This is a genomic window from Methylobacterium sp. Leaf111 (assembly GCF_001423285.1).
Taxonomy (GTDB): domain Bacteria; phylum Pseudomonadota; class Alphaproteobacteria; order Rhizobiales; family Beijerinckiaceae; genus Methylobacterium.
In genome coordinates, this window is sequence record NZ_LMNE01000019.1 from 15,623 (window position 1) to 30,202 (window position 14,580).

Annotated in this window: 12 protein-coding genes; 4 read left to right on the top strand and 8 right to left on the bottom strand. The window is 71.4% G+C overall.

All coding sequences use genetic code 11. The features are described from left to right. Positions 1 to 5: 5 nt before the first annotated feature. From ASF41_RS12290 to rplQ, 3 genes are all read left to right on the top strand, one after another. On the top strand, positions 6 to 881 hold the full coding sequence (locus ASF41_RS12290) for an MBL fold metallo-hydrolase (protein WP_056493546.1): 876 nt from the start codon (positions 6 to 8) through the stop codon (positions 879 to 881). A gap of 120 nt (positions 882 to 1,001) precedes the next feature. Beyond that, positions 1,002 to 2,021 carry a DNA-directed RNA polymerase subunit alpha gene (locus tag ASF41_RS12295; RefSeq protein WP_055949333.1) on the top strand — a complete coding sequence of 340 codons (1,020 nt, stop codon included), beginning with the start codon at positions 1,002 to 1,004 and terminating at the stop codon, positions 2,019 to 2,021. Positions 2,022 to 2,217: 196 nt separating this feature from the next. After that, positions 2,218 to 2,628: a 50S ribosomal protein L17 gene (gene rplQ / locus ASF41_RS12300; protein WP_055949338.1), complete on the top strand. Its 411-nt coding sequence runs from the start codon at positions 2,218 to 2,220 to the stop codon at positions 2,626 to 2,628. Positions 2,629 to 2,701: 73 nt separating this feature from the next. On the opposite strand, the gene ASF41_RS12305 is transcribed toward rplQ, so the two are convergent. From ASF41_RS12305 to ASF41_RS12340, 8 genes are all read right to left on the bottom strand, one after another. Continuing rightward, positions 2,702 to 4,558: a response regulator gene (locus tag ASF41_RS12305; protein ID WP_056493549.1), complete on the bottom strand. Its 1,857-nt coding sequence runs from the start codon at positions 4,556 to 4,558 to the stop codon at positions 2,702 to 2,704. A 2-nt stretch (positions 4,559 to 4,560) separates the two neighbouring features. Then, positions 4,561 to 6,267, bottom strand: coding sequence for a response regulator (locus tag ASF41_RS12310; protein WP_056493552.1), 1,707 nt, complete (start codon positions 6,265 to 6,267; stop codon positions 4,561 to 4,563). Further along, positions 6,264 to 7,307, bottom strand: coding sequence for a chemotaxis-specific protein-glutamate methyltransferase CheB (gene cheB / locus ASF41_RS12315; protein ID WP_056348349.1), 1,044 nt, complete (start codon positions 7,305 to 7,307; stop codon positions 6,264 to 6,266). The genes ASF41_RS12310 and cheB overlap by 4 nt, the downstream gene beginning before the upstream one ends. 53 nt (positions 7,308 to 7,360) lie before the next feature. Next, on the bottom strand, positions 7,361 to 9,592 hold the full coding sequence (locus ASF41_RS12320) for a response regulator (RefSeq protein ID WP_056493555.1): 2,232 nt from the start codon (positions 9,590 to 9,592) through the stop codon (positions 7,361 to 7,363). Between the two features lie 120 nt (positions 9,593 to 9,712). Continuing rightward, the gene (locus ASF41_RS12325) at positions 9,713 to 11,383 is read right to left on the bottom strand and encodes a methyl-accepting chemotaxis protein (RefSeq protein ID WP_056219916.1); all 1,671 of its coding nucleotides are present in this window, start codon (positions 11,381 to 11,383) and stop codon (positions 9,713 to 9,715) included. A gap of 107 nt (positions 11,384 to 11,490) precedes the next feature. Beyond that, positions 11,491 to 12,039 (bottom strand): chemotaxis protein CheW, encoded by a 549-nt coding sequence (locus tag ASF41_RS12330; protein ID WP_056493558.1) that lies wholly within the window; start codon positions 12,037 to 12,039, stop codon positions 11,491 to 11,493. Then, on the bottom strand, positions 12,036 to 13,529 hold the full coding sequence (locus ASF41_RS12335) for a protein-glutamate O-methyltransferase CheR (RefSeq protein ID WP_056493561.1): 1,494 nt from the start codon (positions 13,527 to 13,529) through the stop codon (positions 12,036 to 12,038). The genes ASF41_RS12330 and ASF41_RS12335 overlap by 4 nt, the downstream gene beginning before the upstream one ends. A 28-nt stretch (positions 13,530 to 13,557) precedes the next feature. Continuing rightward, positions 13,558 to 14,148 carry a chemotaxis protein CheW gene (locus ASF41_RS12340; RefSeq protein ID WP_407067278.1) on the bottom strand — a complete coding sequence of 197 codons (591 nt, stop codon included), beginning with the start codon at positions 14,146 to 14,148 and terminating at the stop codon, positions 13,558 to 13,560. A 113-nt stretch (positions 14,149 to 14,261) separates the two neighbouring features. Here ASF41_RS12340 and ASF41_RS12345 point away from each other — a divergent pair, with 113 nt between their 5' ends. Continuing rightward, positions 14,262 to 14,534, top strand: a complete 273-nt coding sequence (locus ASF41_RS12345) for a PepSY domain-containing protein (protein WP_056493564.1) — start codon at positions 14,262 to 14,264, stop codon at positions 14,532 to 14,534. The last annotated feature ends 46 nt before the right edge of the window (positions 14,535 to 14,580 follow it).

Here is a 14,580-nt window from a genome sequence, read left to right on the forward strand (position 1 = left end):
CACGCGTGTCGAATGCTCAGAATCCGCTTCCGGGTGTGCTGCGGTGGAGCTTGGGTGATCTGACGATCACGGTGATGAATGACGGCTACCTCCAGGGGTCGCTGGATCTCGTCACCGGGATCGATCGTGCGGAGGCCGGCGCCCTACAGGCCGCCGGCTTTCGCGCGCAGGATCCCCGGATCACGCTCAACGCCTTCCTGATCACGGGTCCCGGGCGCAACCCGCTCCTTATCGACAGCGGGATGGGCCATTTCGGTGGCCCGTCCCTCGGTCGCGTTCCGGCGGCCCTCGCGGCGGCCGGCATCGCGCCGGACAGCATCGAGACCGTGCTGCTGACGCACCTGCATCCCGATCATGCCGGTGGCCTGATCCGGGAAGACGGTACGGCAGCCTATCCGAATGCCGAACTCGTGGTTCATGCCGACGAAGCCGCGCACTGGCTCGACGACGGCGCGCTTTCGCGGGCGCCGGACGAGGCGAAGCCGTACTTCGACATGGCGCGCCAGGCCACCGCCCCCTACGGGCAGCGTCTGCGCACGATCACGGGCGGCAACGTGGCACCGGGTATCGAGGCGATCCCGCTGCCGGGCCATACGCCCGGCCATACCGGCTACCGCATCACGTCGGGCGACGCGTCGCTTTTGATGTGGGCGGACATCGTTCACCTGCCGGCGATCCAGTTCAAGCAGCCGGAAGCCGGTATGGTCTTCGACGTCGACGGGGATCAGGCACGCGCCGTGCGTCGCCGGATGCTCGACGCCGTCTCAAGCGACCGGACCTTCGTGGCGGGCGCCCATCTGGAGTTTCCGGCTCTGGGCTACGTCGCCCGGGACGGGGCCGCCTACAGTTTCGTTCCGGAGCTCTGGGTCGCGGCCCAGTAACGGTCCGCGCCAGACGCGGACGCATCAGTTTCCAGCCCGCCGGGCGCCGATGGCGCGGTGTCGACGGGCAATGCGTGGACCACCCATGTGGCCCGCGCCGATCTTGCGAGAGGTAGCATCGTGGTCATTCAGAAGAACTGGCAAGAGCTCATCAAGCCGAACAAGCTCCAGGTCTCGACCGGGCACGACCCCAAGCGGGTCGCCACCGTCGTCGCCGAGCCCCTCGAGCGCGGCTTCGGAACCACGCTTGGCAACTCGCTGCGCCGCGTGCTGCTGTCCTCGCTCCAGGGCGCGGCCGTGACCTCCGTGCAGATCGACGGCGTGCTGCACGAATTCTCCTCGATCCCGGGCGTGCGCGAGGACGTCACCGACATCGTCCTCAACATCAAGACGATCGCCATCCGCTCGCAGACCGAGGCCCCCAAGCGCCTGACCCTGCGCAAGACCGGCCCCGGCGTCGTCACCGCCGGTGACATCGGCACGGTGGGCGACGTCCAGATCCTGAATCCCGACCTTGTGATCTGCACGCTGGACGACGGCGCGGAGATCCGGATGGAGTTCACGGTCGCAACCGGCAAGGGCTACGTCCCGGCCGAGCGCAACCGTCCCGAGGATGCGCCGATCGGCCTGATCCCGGTCGATGCGCTGTTCTCGCCCGTCACGAAGGTGTCTTACCGCATCGAGACCACCCGCGAGGGCCAGGATCTCGACAAGGACAAGCTGACGATGACGATCGAGACCAACGGCGCCGTGTCGCCCGAGGATGCCCTGGCCTATGCCGCGCGCATCATCCAGGACCAGCTCCAGGTGTTCGTGAACTTCGAGGAGCCCCGCAAGGAGGAGGCGCAGCCGCTCGCGCCGCAGCTTCCCTTCAACCCGGCCCTGCTCAAGAAGGTCGACGAGCTCGAGCTCTCGGTGCGTTCGGCGAACTGCCTGAAGAACGACAACATCGTCTACATCGGCGACCTCATCCAGAAGTCCGAGGGCGAGATGCTGCGCACCCCGAACTTCGGCCGCAAGTCGCTCAACGAGATCAAGGAGGTCCTCGCTGCGATGGGCCTCCACCTCGGCATGGACATCCCCGGCTGGCCGCCGGAGAACATCGAGGATCTCGCCAAGCGCTTCGAAGAGCATTACTGAGGCAAGCCGCCTCGGCCATGACGTGGCGGCGCATCTCGGCGCCGCCGGTTCGGCAGACACCATCGGGGTTCGCTCGACGCGAACTCCGACACGAATCCCGCCGCAGGGTTATGCGGAATGAACAGCCCCGAAGAGTGATTCGGAGGGGCGCTTGGCCGTACCGTGGCACGGCGGCCATCAACCAAGGACAGCCATCATGCGTCATGGATTTCGCGGTCGTCGTTTCAACCGCACCACCGAGCACCGCAAGGCGATGTTCGCCAACATGTCGGCCGCGCTGATCAAGCACGAGCAGATCGTCACCACCCTGCCGAAGGCCAAGGACCTGCGTCCGGTCATCGAGAAGCTGATCACCCTCGGCAAGACCGACAGCCTGCATGCGCGCCGCCTCGCCATGTCGCAGATCCGCGACGAGGCGATGGTCCGCAAGCTCTTCGCCGTGATCGGCCCGCGCTACAACACCCGCCCGGGCGGCTACTGCCGCATCATGAAGGCCGGCTTCCGCTACGGCGACAACGCCCCCCTGGCGGTCATCGAGTTCGTCGACCGTGACGTCGACGCGCGCGGCAAGGATTCCGGCCCGGTGCTGGTGGACGACGCGGCGTAAGCCACGCCTCCGTTCGATGACGACCAAGGCGGCCTCCGGGCCGCCTTTTTCGTTGCCCGGACGACGCCGCGTCTCAGGCGGCCCGGTCGAGGAGACGCGAGACCTCCGCCGCGAGATCGGCGGATTCGAAGGGCTTGCGCAGCACCGGCAGGTCTGCCGGGATCGGGATCGCCTCGGCATGGCCGGTGACGATCAGCACCGGCACGTCGGACCAGCGTGCGCGCACGATCTCGGCGAACTCCACCCCTGTCATGCCCGGCATCGCCAGGTCGGCGACCACGAGGTCGAAGGCTCCCTGTTCCATCAGCGAAAGGGCGGACGACCCGTCGCTGGCCTCACGCTCGGTGTAGCCGAAGCTCGACAGGAACGAGGCCGTGACGTGACGGACCTCCGGGTCGTCGTCGACGACGAGGATGCGCGCCGCCCGGGCGGCCGGCGTCGCGGTCCCCGGCACCGCCACCTCGTCGGGACCCGTCGATTCGACCCGGGGCAGGATGATCAGGACGCGGGTGCCTTCCCCCGGGGCACTCTCGATGCGCAGGCGCCCGTGGGATTGCTGGGCGAGGCCGAAAACCATGGCGAGGCCGAGGCCCGTACCCTGGCCCACTGCCTTCGTGGTGAAGAACGGCTCGCAGACCCGCGCGAGGATCTCCGGGGCGATGCCGCTGCCCGAATCTGCGATCTCGACGGACAGGTATGCGCCGGCCGGCAGGTCCGGATCGTCGTCCAGCACGAGGCTGCGGGTGGCGACGACGATCCGCCCCCCTTCGGGCATGGCGTCGCGGGCATTGATGCAGAGGTTCAGGATCGCGAGTTCGAGCTGGTCCGGATCGACGCAGGCGGCTGGCGCCTCCGGGGCGAGGATCGTCTCGACGGTGACGAGGCCCCCGAGACTGCCGGCAAGCAGATCGTGCATCCCGGTGATCAGCTCGTTCACGTCGACGGCGCGCGGGCGCAGGTCGCGGGAGCGGCTGAAGCTGAGGAGGCGCTTTGTCAGGGAGGCGCCCCGCTGAGCCGCCTGCATGGCGTTGCCGACGAGGCGCTGGACCCGCGGCTGGTCGGCGACCTTCGGCGCCACGAGTTCGAGGCTGCCGAGGATCGCCATCAGCAGGTTGTTGAAGTCGTGGGCGATGCCGCCGGCCAGGGTTCCCAGCGCCTGCATCTTGTCCGACTGCCGGAGGCGCGCCTCCAGGGATTTCTGGTCGGTGACGTCGCGTTCGATGGTGGCGAGATGGGTGATCTCTCCGCCCGCGTCGCGGATCGGCACGCGGGTGACGTGGCGCCAGCGCTCGGCCCCGGTCGCCCCCTCGGCGACTAGGCTGTCGCTCGGCTCGCCGGCCGCGAACGCGGCAGCATCCGCGCTGCGGATCGCTGCGCCGTCGCCCAGGATCGCCTCCTCGGTGCGTCCGAGGCAGCCGGCGACGTCGGCGCCGAGACCCGTGGCCTTGCGGGCGTTGAGGCGCACGAAGCGCCCCTCCGCATCCTTGAAGGAGATCGCATCCTCGGCATTGTCGAGGAGCCCGCGCAGGAGCGCCCGTTCCGTCGCGAGGTTCCGCCCGAGCTGATGCCGCTCGAAGGCCTGGCGCACGGTGTTGCGCAGGAGGTTCGCGTCCCAGGGCTTGGTGGCGTAGCCGGTGATGCCGCCCTGGTTCAGGGCCGCCACAACCGCGCTCATATCGGCGTAGCCCGTGAGCAGGATGGCCTGGGCGTCGTGGACTTTGCGCGCCTCGGCCAACATGGCGTCGCCTGTCATGCCCGGCATGCGCTGATCCGAGAGGATCACGGCGATGTCCGGGTTGATGGCCAGCATCCGCAGCGCCTCGGCCGGCTTCGTCGTGGTGAGGACGCGGTACTGGTCCTCGAAGAGGTCCTCGAGGGCGATGAGGATGTCCGGTTCGTCGTCGACGGCGAGGATCGTGCCCTGTGACATGCTCAATCCGTCTGTCGTGGGATGCCGATGACGAAACAGGCCCCACCTCCGGGAGCGGCCTCGACGCTGAGCGTGCCGCTATGCGCCTGCACGACACTGTAGGCAATCGCGAGGCCGAGACCTGTGCCGGACCCGACGGGTTTCGTGGTGAAGAACGGCTCGAAGATCTTCTCGCGCAGCGTCTCCGGGATGCCGGACCCGGTGTCGTTGATCCGGATGATGTCGGTGTCGGGGAGACTGCGCGTCTCGATGGTGATGGTGCCGGAATCGGGCATCGCGTCCGCGGCGTTGCCGAGGATGTTCATGACGACCTGGTTCAGGAGGGCCGGCGTGCAGTGGATCTCCGGCCGGCCCGCGAAATCCCGCACTACCGCGATCCGGTCGCCGAGCTTGTGCTGGATCAGGGCAAGGACGGTCTCGATCGCCTCGGGCACGTGCACCAGGGTGCGCTCGCCCTCGTCGAGACGGGAGAACTTGCGCAGGTTGAGGACGAGGTCCTGGATGCGGGTCAGGCCCATGCGCATGGCCCCGACCCGGTCGCTGCACTTCCTGAGCCGGCGCGGGCTGTCGGGCGAATCCGGTTCCGCGACGACCTCGCCGAGGATGCGCTCCACCGTTCCCTGGTGGGCGAGGATGAAGGCGAGGGGATTGTTGATCTCGTGGGCGATGCCCGCCACCAACTCACCGAGAGAGGCCATCTTGGCCGCCTGGACGAGCTTGGCCTGCGCGTCGGTGAGCTTGCGGTTGGCGGTGGCGAGATCCGCGTTGGCCTGCTCCAGGGCCCCGGCCAGGGCTGCGCGCGCCTCCGCCGCCTCGGCCTCGGCCCGGGCCCGCTCCAGGGCTCGCTCACGGGCGCCGAACTCGCCCGCGATGCGACGGTTATCCTCCTCCAGGAGCTTCCGGCGCACGAGGCTGCGCACCCGCATCACCAGGATCTCGCCGTCGGATTTCGAGACCACGTCGTCGGCGCCCGCGGCGAAGGCCTCCACGAGGAAGTCCTTGGCCGGGCTGGATCCGGCGATGCCGACCACCTGGAAGGTCGGGGCGCCGGCCTCCCGGCCCGCGAGGCCGGCATTGCGGTGGTCGCTGATCGCCCGGCAGAGGGCGAGGCCGTCATAGGTCGTGGCGAGGAGGTCGATCGTCACGCAGTCGAAGGCGGCGCCCGCCGCCTCCAGGGCTGCGATGGCGGCGGCGTGGCTGTCCGCGGTTGTAACCTCCTGCCCCTCATGGGCGAGGAGGCCGGCGAGGAAGGTCCGGTAAGTGGCGCTGGCATCGACCACGAGGACGCGCCCCCGGCGGAAGGCGGAGACGCCGGGCCCGTCGCTGCCGCCCATGCGCTCGCGTAGGAGGGCGCGGATACGGAGCACAAGGAGGTCGCGATCGGCGGATTTCGCCACGTAGGCATCGGCGCCGCTCTCCAGTCCCTGGCGCTCGCCGTCGCGGGCGCCGGTGAGCATCAGGAGGGGCAGGGCGCGGGTGCGGAGGGAGAGCCGGAGCTGGCGGGCGAATTCGTCGCCGTTCATGCCGGGGAGATGATGGTCCGCCACCACGAGGTCGGGCAGGCGGGTGTTGAGTTGGTCGAGGGCCGCCTCGGCCGTAGCGCAGCGCTCCACCGCGAAGCCCTTCGACTCCAGCAGCAGCCGCAGTTCCAGCGCCTGGGTCTCGGAATCCTCGACGAGGAGGAGACGGGGTGGGGTGGCCTCGGTCACGGCGCGGCCTCTGCCACGCGAGCGAGATGGGCGGCGATCCGGTCCAGGGGCAGCACAGTGCCGGCAGCCGAGAGGCGGATCGCGGCGGCCGGCATGCCGAACACCACCGCGGTGCTCTCGTCCTCGGCGACGGTGAGCCCCCCGGCCCGACGCATGTCGAGGAGGCCGAGAGCCCCGTCCTCGCCCATCCCGGTCAGCAGCACGCCGATGCCCCGCGCACCGGCATGCCGGGCGACGGAGCGGAACAGGGCCGTGGCGGCCGGGCGCTGGCCGCCTACCGGGGCGGCATCGCTGATCCGCAGGTGGCCGCCGCCGCCGAGCTCCAGGTGCCGGTCCCCCGGAGCCACGTAGACGCGGCCGGCCTCGGCCCGTTCGCCCTCACGGGCCAGGGCGACCGGCAGCCCGACGACCCCGTTCAGCCAGCTGGCGAAACCCTCCATGAAGGCGGGACCCATGTGCTGGACGACCAGGACAGGAAGGGAGAAACTTGCCGGCAACGCGCCGATGACCCGGGCAAGGGCGGGCGGCCCGCCGGTCGAAGCGGCGATGGCCAGGACGCTGGCGGCTTCCGGCACCTTGAGGGCGGCGGCCAACGGCGGCGGCGCGGCGACGCGACCGGCCCATTCCGAGCCGATCGGCCGGCGCCGGATCACCGGCACGGCGGCCATGATGCGCAGCTGCGTGCAGATCTCGCTCGCGGCGGCGTCGTAGCCGGCATTGGTGGTGGCCACCGGCTTCTCCACCACCGAGAGCGCCCCGGCCCGCAGGGCGTTCATCGAGATGCGCAGGGAGGAATCCTCGATCGCGTCGGCGATGACCACGATCGGGGTCGGGCGCTCGGCCATGATCCGCCGCGTCGTCTCCAGGCCATCGATGCCCGGCAGACGGATATCCATCGAGACGACGTCCGGGCGGACCTGGCCGATCGTCGCCAGGGCCTCCTCGCCGGAGGCCACGGCCGCCACGACCTCCAGGCGCGGATCCCGGCCGACGATGTGGATGAGGAGCTGCCGCACCACGAGGGAATCCTCGACCAGCATCACCCGCACCCGCACGGGCGCTCCCGGCGTCGATCCGTCCCGCGCGTGTCCGGTCACAGCAATTGCCCGATGGTGTCGAGGAGTTTGCGCTGGTCGAAGGTCTGCTTCGTCAGGTAGGCGTCCGCCCCGAGGTCGAGGCCGCGGGCCACGTCCTCCGCATCGCCGCGCGAGGTCATCAGGATGACCGGCAGCTGCGCGAAGGCCTCCTCAGCCCGCAGGGCCTTCAGGAGTCCGAAGCCGTCGAGACGCGGCATCTCCACGTCGGCGACGACGAGATCTACGGGTTCGATGCCCGCCCGCAAGCGGTCGAGCGCATCCTGGCCGTCGACGCAAACGACGACGCGGTATCCCGCCGCTTCCAAGATACCCTTCTCCAAGGTTCGCGTGGTGATCGAATCGTCCACCACGAGGATCGTCGAACGTGGCGCCTGCGCGATCGTTCCGCGACTGCCTGTGGGTTGCGGTGCCGCGGCCGAGCCGGCCTCGCCCGCCCATGCGACCAGCCCCTCGGCATCGAGGACGAGGGCGGGCCGATCCCCCGGCAGAATCACGGTTCCGGTGACCAGCCGCGGATCGGTCCCGATCGGCGGGGCCGGCAACACCCGCAGGGTGGTCACATCGGACAACGCATCGACGGCGAGGACGCAGCGGCGCCCGTTGCCACGGAGCAGGATCGCCGGGCAGGTGGCCCCGGCCTCCTCCGCGCGATCCGGCAGGCCGAGAAGGCTTGCCAGATCCAGCACCGGCACGCTGACGGGGCTGCCGCCGATCTCCACCTGCGCCACGGTGCGGCCCATCACCTGCGCAAGGTCGCTGCGATCCAGGCGCAGCAGGCGCTCGGCCGACGCGCTGGGGATCGCGTAGGTGATCCCGCCGCCCCGGACGAGAAGCATCGCCCGGCGGGCGGCCGAGAGCGGCAGCGCCATGACGAGTTCGGTGCCGAAAGGGCTGCGCGCCAGGAGGCGAACCGTGCCGCCGAGCCGGCGCGCCGCGTCCGCCACCACCGAGAGACCGATGCCGCGCCCCGAGAGGGTGTCGATGGCGGAGGCAGTTGAGAAGCCGGGCTCGAAGACCAGGGCGAGGAGCGCTTCCGGCCCGGGATCGGCGTCGGCCGAGAGCAGGCCCCGGCGCCGGGCGGTGGCGGCGATGGCCGCGAGGTCCGGCCCCCGGCCGTCATCGTGGACCCGGACGACCAGGCGCCCCCCCTGGACCTCGACGTCGAGGCCGATGGCCAGGGCGTCGGGCTTGCCGAGGTGCCGGCGCGTCTCGGGGGGTTCGGCCCCATGGCTCAAGGCGTTGCGCAGGGCGTGCAGGACGGGGTCTTTGAGGACCTGAAGCATCCCGCGATCGACCGGCAGGTCGAGACCGCGCGCTGTCACCGTGATGGCGCGGTCCGCCTCGCGCGCGTGGTCGCGCAGGGCTCGCGCGAATCCCCCGAAGGCGGTCTCGGCCGGGACCAGGGCCAGGCGCTCGGCCTCGCCGGCGACCCGGGCCATGGCGCCCTCGACCGAGGATGCGAGGGCGCTGCGAACCCGTGCCAGGTCGGCGGCATCGCGCACCAGGGCGAGGAGTCCGGTCTCTAAGGCCCGCGCATCTCCCTCCGGCTCCGATCCGCGGGCGCCGCGCCGGCGCTCGGCGAGACGGGCGAGGTCGGCGGCCCGGCGCCCCAGGCGGGCGATGCCCTCGGCCAGCACGGCCTCGCCCCCGAGGGCACTGGCCAGTTCGTGTGTGGCCCGCGTCAGCGCTTCAACCGCGTCCGCAGGCACCCGCAGGAGGGTCTGGGCGACCTCGGTGGGGGCTTCGGACGGTGCAGATTTCGAAGCCGTGGCGACGGGCGGGGCAGGATCCGTGGCCGGCGCCGCGGTGGGGGCCGTGTCCGGCGCCCGGTCCGTCTCGGGCGATGCGGCGGCCTGCGGATCGAGGGCGCGGTCCAGGGCCGCGAGGGCATCGGCCGGCATGTCCGGGCCCGTCCCGTCGGTCAACCCAGCGACGTAGGCCTCGATCCGGTCGAGGGCGAGGTGCACGGCAGCGGTGTTGGTGCGCGAGAGACCGCCCTCTTGCGCCACCACGCGCTCGAACAGGGTCTCCAGGCGATGGGCCACCGCCTCCACCGCCGGCAGGTCGACGGCCCGGGAGGCGCCCTTCAGGCTGTGCGCCCGCCGGAAGACGTCGTTCCAATCGGGCGCGTGCTCGCCGTCCTCGCCTCCGAGGGCGGCACGGATCGCATCGATGTGCTCGCGGTGCTCGACCTCGAACGCCGCGAGTAGAAGCTGGCGAATGTCCATCGGTCGCCTAAAGTCGCCCCAGGGTTGCGGCGGATTCCGCACCTCCGGAATCCGCGCGAAGCCATTCGTTCATCATGCATGCCCCGCGAAACCGGGGGTCCCCCAACCGTGGAAGTCCGCTCAGTGCCGGTAGCGCTCGGCGAGCGTCATCAGGGCTTGGGCGAGTTCGGTGAGGTTGGCGGAGGCCGCCTCGACCTCGCGGGTGCCGGCCGCCGTCTGCTGGCTCGCCTGGCGGATGTTCTGCAGGGCGCCCATCACCTGCTCGATGCCGAGCTGCTGCTGGTTCGTCGAGGCGACGATCTGCTGGAAGGTCTGGACGCTCTCCTCGACCCGGGCGGTGATCTCCTCGATGGTCCGCTGGGTGGTGTCGGAGCGAGCCTTGCCCGCGGCGGCGCGCTTGACCGCCTCCTCGGTGAGCATGACCGAGGTGTTGATGCCGCGCTGGATCTCGCCGAGGATCGTCCGGACCTGCCCGGTGGCCGCCTTCGCCTGATCGGCCAGGAGCTTCATCTCCGAGGCGACCACCGCGAAGCTGCGCCCGCTCTCACCGGCCGCCGCCGCCTCGATGGCGGCGTTCAGCGCCAGGAGATGGGTGCGTTCCGAGATGTCGTTGACGGTGGTGATGATGTCGCCGATCGCCTGGGTCTTCTCGGAGAGGGCGACGATGTTGCCGGCCACCGCCTCGGCCTGCTCGCGGATCGAATCCATCGCCCGCGCGGTGTCGGCCACCGCGCGCAGGCCGGCGCGGGAGGTCTGGGCCGTCGACTGGGCCGTGGCGATGACCTCGCCGGCCCGCTTGCCGATCTGCGCGCCGGAATGGGTGATCTCGTCGACCGTGGCGGCGGTCTCCTGCACGGCGGCGAACTGCTCCTCGACGCTGGCCGCCTGCTCCTGGGCGGAGGCGCGGATCTCGGCCGCCGCCGCGTTGAGGTCCGAGGTCGCGGCCCGGTTGGTCCGGGCGAGGTCGGCCAGACCCGCCACCATGCGGTTCAGGGTGCGGCCGAGACGGCCGATCTCGTCCTTGCCCCGGGCCTCGAGGGTCCCCGAGAGGTCGCCCTCGCCGACGCGCTCGGCGAAGGCCATCACCGCCTCGAGAGGCCGCACCACGGCCCGGCTGATCAGCAGGGTGATGAGGATGCTGAGAACGATGCAGGCGCCCAGCGTGAGCAGGATGGAGAGGCGGCTGCGCTCGTAGAGATCGGCCACGCTGCGCTGGCCGGCGGCGATACCCTCGTCAAGGGCGCTGCGGGTGCGCTCGATGTCGCTGAGGAACAGCTCCTGGCTTCGGTTCAACGCCTCGTTGCGGGCCTCGACACCGTCCACGTCCTTGGCGGCGATCGCGGCGAATTGCGCCTCGCTCGCACTGCGCAGCTCGCGCAGTTCGGCCACTGCCTCGATGGCGATGCCGTTCACCTTGCGCCAGGCGAGACTGCGCTCTTCGGAAGCCGACCGGGCCCGGTAGCTGTCCGTCGCGCGCACGAGTTCGGCGAGGATCGCCTCGGCCTCGGCGGCGGACCGGCGCCAGGAGGCGGAGCCATCATCCCGCTCCGGGCCGCCCCGCGCCCGCATCAGCAGCGCGATGATGGCGTTGCGGCGCTGGAGGCCCATGTCGCGGGCCTTGTTGGCGAGATCGTCGAGCTGGCGCGCCACCGTCAGGTCGCGGGTGACGATGCCGTCGGTCGTGTCGCGCACCACGCCGATCTGCCCCAGGGCATAGAAGCCGAGCGCTACGATGACGATGGTGATGGCGACGAAGCCGAGGAGGATGCGTTTTCCGATCGAGATCGACACGAGGGGCTCCAGGCTCCGGGAATTCGAGCGGGACCGAGGCAGGACGGCCCCGGGTCTCGGCAGTACGAAGAAGGCTCACCGCTGGCGCGGCAGCGCGGCAGGGACGGTCACGGCAGGTACCGGCGCAGGAGACGCGGCAGATCGACGATGACGAACCCGGGTTCCCCGTCCGGTCCGGCGCCGGGCGGGGCATACCCCGAAACCGCCTCCGTGCTCAAACCGGCCTCGGCGAGGGCCGGAACGTCCGTCGCCTCGGCGATTTCGGCGACACCGAGGACGCGGTCGACGGCGAGCGCCACCGGAACCCCCGCGCCCCGCACGAGGACCACGTGGCCCTCGTCACCGGGCGCCGCGGCGCCGCGTCCGAGGGCGCGGGCGAGGGCGATCAGGCTGACGACCCGGCCGGAGATGGCGATGAGCCCGAGGACCGCCGCCGGGGCACCGGGGAGGGGGGTCACCGGCCGGGCCGGCAGCACCTGGGCCACCTGGGCGAGGGCGAGGGCGAAGCGGTCGTCGCCGCAGGCGCAGACGAGAACGGCCCGCGAAGGCCCGGCGGCCTCAGCCGTCCCCCGTCCACGCCCGGCGAGCAGGCGGGAGCGCTCGGCGCGCAGGGCCTTCAGGCGGGCGGCGGGGGCTTCGGCCCGGGTCTGCGTCACGGCCCTTCTCCTGTCACGCCGGCACGGGCAAGGGCGGCGCTGCGCGCGATCTCGTGCGGGCCGAGCCCGTCGCCCTCGGCCACCACCGCATCCGGCGCCAGGGATTGGGCCAGACGGATCGCGTTGTCGAGGGCCCGCACCGCGTCCGCCCGCCGGCCGAGGCCGATCATCAGCAAGCCGAGCTGGTAATGCGCCATGACGAAGGTGCGGTCGAGGTAGAGCGCACCGCGCCAGGCCCGCTCGGCCTCGGCCTCGCGCCCGAGGCTGTGGGCGAGGAGGCCGTCATAGTAGTGCAGGACGGGATCGGTCGGCGCAGCGCGGATCGCCGCCCGGACCGCCCGCCAGGCCTCCGCGGTCTCGCCGGCATCGGCCAGGGCCCGGATGCGGGCCGGTTCGTCCGGTCGCACCGAAGGGTCCGGGGGCTCCACCGCATCCGCGCCGGGGGGCTCGGGGAGGTCGAGCAGGGTCGGGTCGGGCAGGTCGGATTTGGACGAGCCGAACTCGGCCGCCTCCGGCTGCCCGATGGCCGGCATGGGCGGGGCGACCGGGGCGGGCTCGGGGACGAACTTCGGGACCCAGGGCGGCGGAGGGAGGACCGGGGCGCCGGCGCCCCGTGGCCGATAGGCGACGGTTCCGGGCAGGTTCACGGGTTCCAGCATCGCCGCGATGGCCGGGTTCGGCTCGGCATGCCCGATCAGGAGCCAGCCCTCGGGGGTCAGGCGCCGGCCGAGGGCGCGCACGATGCCGAGCACGACCTCGGCCTCAAAGTAGATGAGCACGTTGCGGCAGAGGACGAGGTCGAACTCCGCCAGGGGCTGTGCGGTGCGGACGTCGAGGAGGTCCATCAGGTTGCGCCGCTCGAAGCGCACCATCCGGCGGAATTCCGGCCGCAGGGCGTAGGTGCCGTCGCGGCCGGGTCCCGCGACGGCCGGGCCGGGCACGAAGTAGCGCAGGCGCTCGCCGAGGGGCAGGGTCCGCAGCGCCCAGCGGCCGTAGATCCCCGCCCGCGCGGTCTCGAGGGCGGCCGTGCTGATGTCGGTGCCCAGGATCGAGACCCGCCACTCCGGCAGGGCGGTTCCCAGAAGTTCGTGCAGCAGGATGGCGATCGAGTAGGGCTCGGCTCCGGTGGAGCAGCCGGCGCTCCAGACCCGGAGGGTACGCTCGGGTGCGCGGGCGGCGATCAGGGCGGGCAGGATGGTGGTGCGCAGGGCCGCGAACTGTTCGGCGTAGCGGAAGAAGAACGTCTCGCCGATGGTGATCTCGGCCTCCAGCGCGGCCCATTCCGGACCGCCGGTCAGGCGGTCGTCGAGGCAGGCGGCATAGGCCGTCGCATCCGCGAGCCCGAGCGCCCGGAAGCGTTTGCGCAGGCGGTCGAACAGGAGGTCGTCCTTGTCGGCATAGTAGTGATGGCCGGTGCGGGCGATGATCCGGGCCTTGAGGGCCGGAAAGCCCGGATCGACCTCCGGGCCTGAGCGCGGCGGACGCGTCATGGTTGCTGCATACCGGGTGGCGGCCGGGTCAGACGGCCGACAGGGCGGCGAGGCGCTCGGCCGCCGCATCGGTCAGGGCCGACAGGCGGGCCCGCTCCTCCGCCGTGAGGAGGTGGGCCAGGCCGAGCACGTGGACCAGGCCGTCATCCCGGGCGATCTCGGCGACGACGCAGCCGTTGAGGGTCCGCTCCGCCGCGACCGGGCGGAGCGCCGCCGCCTCCACCGTGATCAGGTCCTCGACGCGGTCGACCAGGAAACCGATGCCCCGCGGCGCATCGAGGAGGATGTGCCGGTAGGCCTCTTCGGCGTCGCGGCGCGCGGCGTCCGTGCGCAGGCCGAGGAGCCGGGCGAGGTCGACCACGGGCACCGGGCGGCCTCCGAGATTGAGGAAGCCCGCGAACGGTCCACCCCCGGCCGGCGGCGCGTGCAGGTCCGGCAGCGGCAGCACCTCGCTCACCGACGTGCGCGCGAGCGCGCAGGCGACGCCCGCCACGTCCAGGAGGAGGAAGGCGCTGGTCTCGGACAGGGGCAGGGATCCTTGTGGACGGGCGGGGACCGGACGCGATCCGACATCGGACCTGGGCCTTGATAGGACGGCGATGCGGCGGGGAGCAAACACGAATCCGTGGCCTCGGCCGAGGTCGCGCCCTCGCGGCGCCGGCCCTCCGCCCTAATATAGTGAGACCCCGCGCGCCTGCGCCCGCCGGGACCTCTCATCCCAGGAGTCCTCACATGTCCCGACCCGCCCAGACCGTCCGTACCGCCGCCCTGACCCTCGTTCTCCTCGCGATCGCCGGGATGGCCCGGGCCGAGGTTCCGAGCGCCAATTGGCTCACCCCGGCTCAGGCGAAGCAGGCCCTGAAGAATGCGGGTTACAGCGAGATCACCAAGCTTGAAGCCGATGACGGACACTGGGACGGCGAGGGGATCAAGGACGGACGACGGATGCGGTTCGATGCGGACCCGAAGACCGGCGCCATCCTCGGGGAAGTTCCGGTCGAGTGATCCGGCGTCCGTTGTCTGGGCCCGTTGCCCAGGAACGTGCGACGCC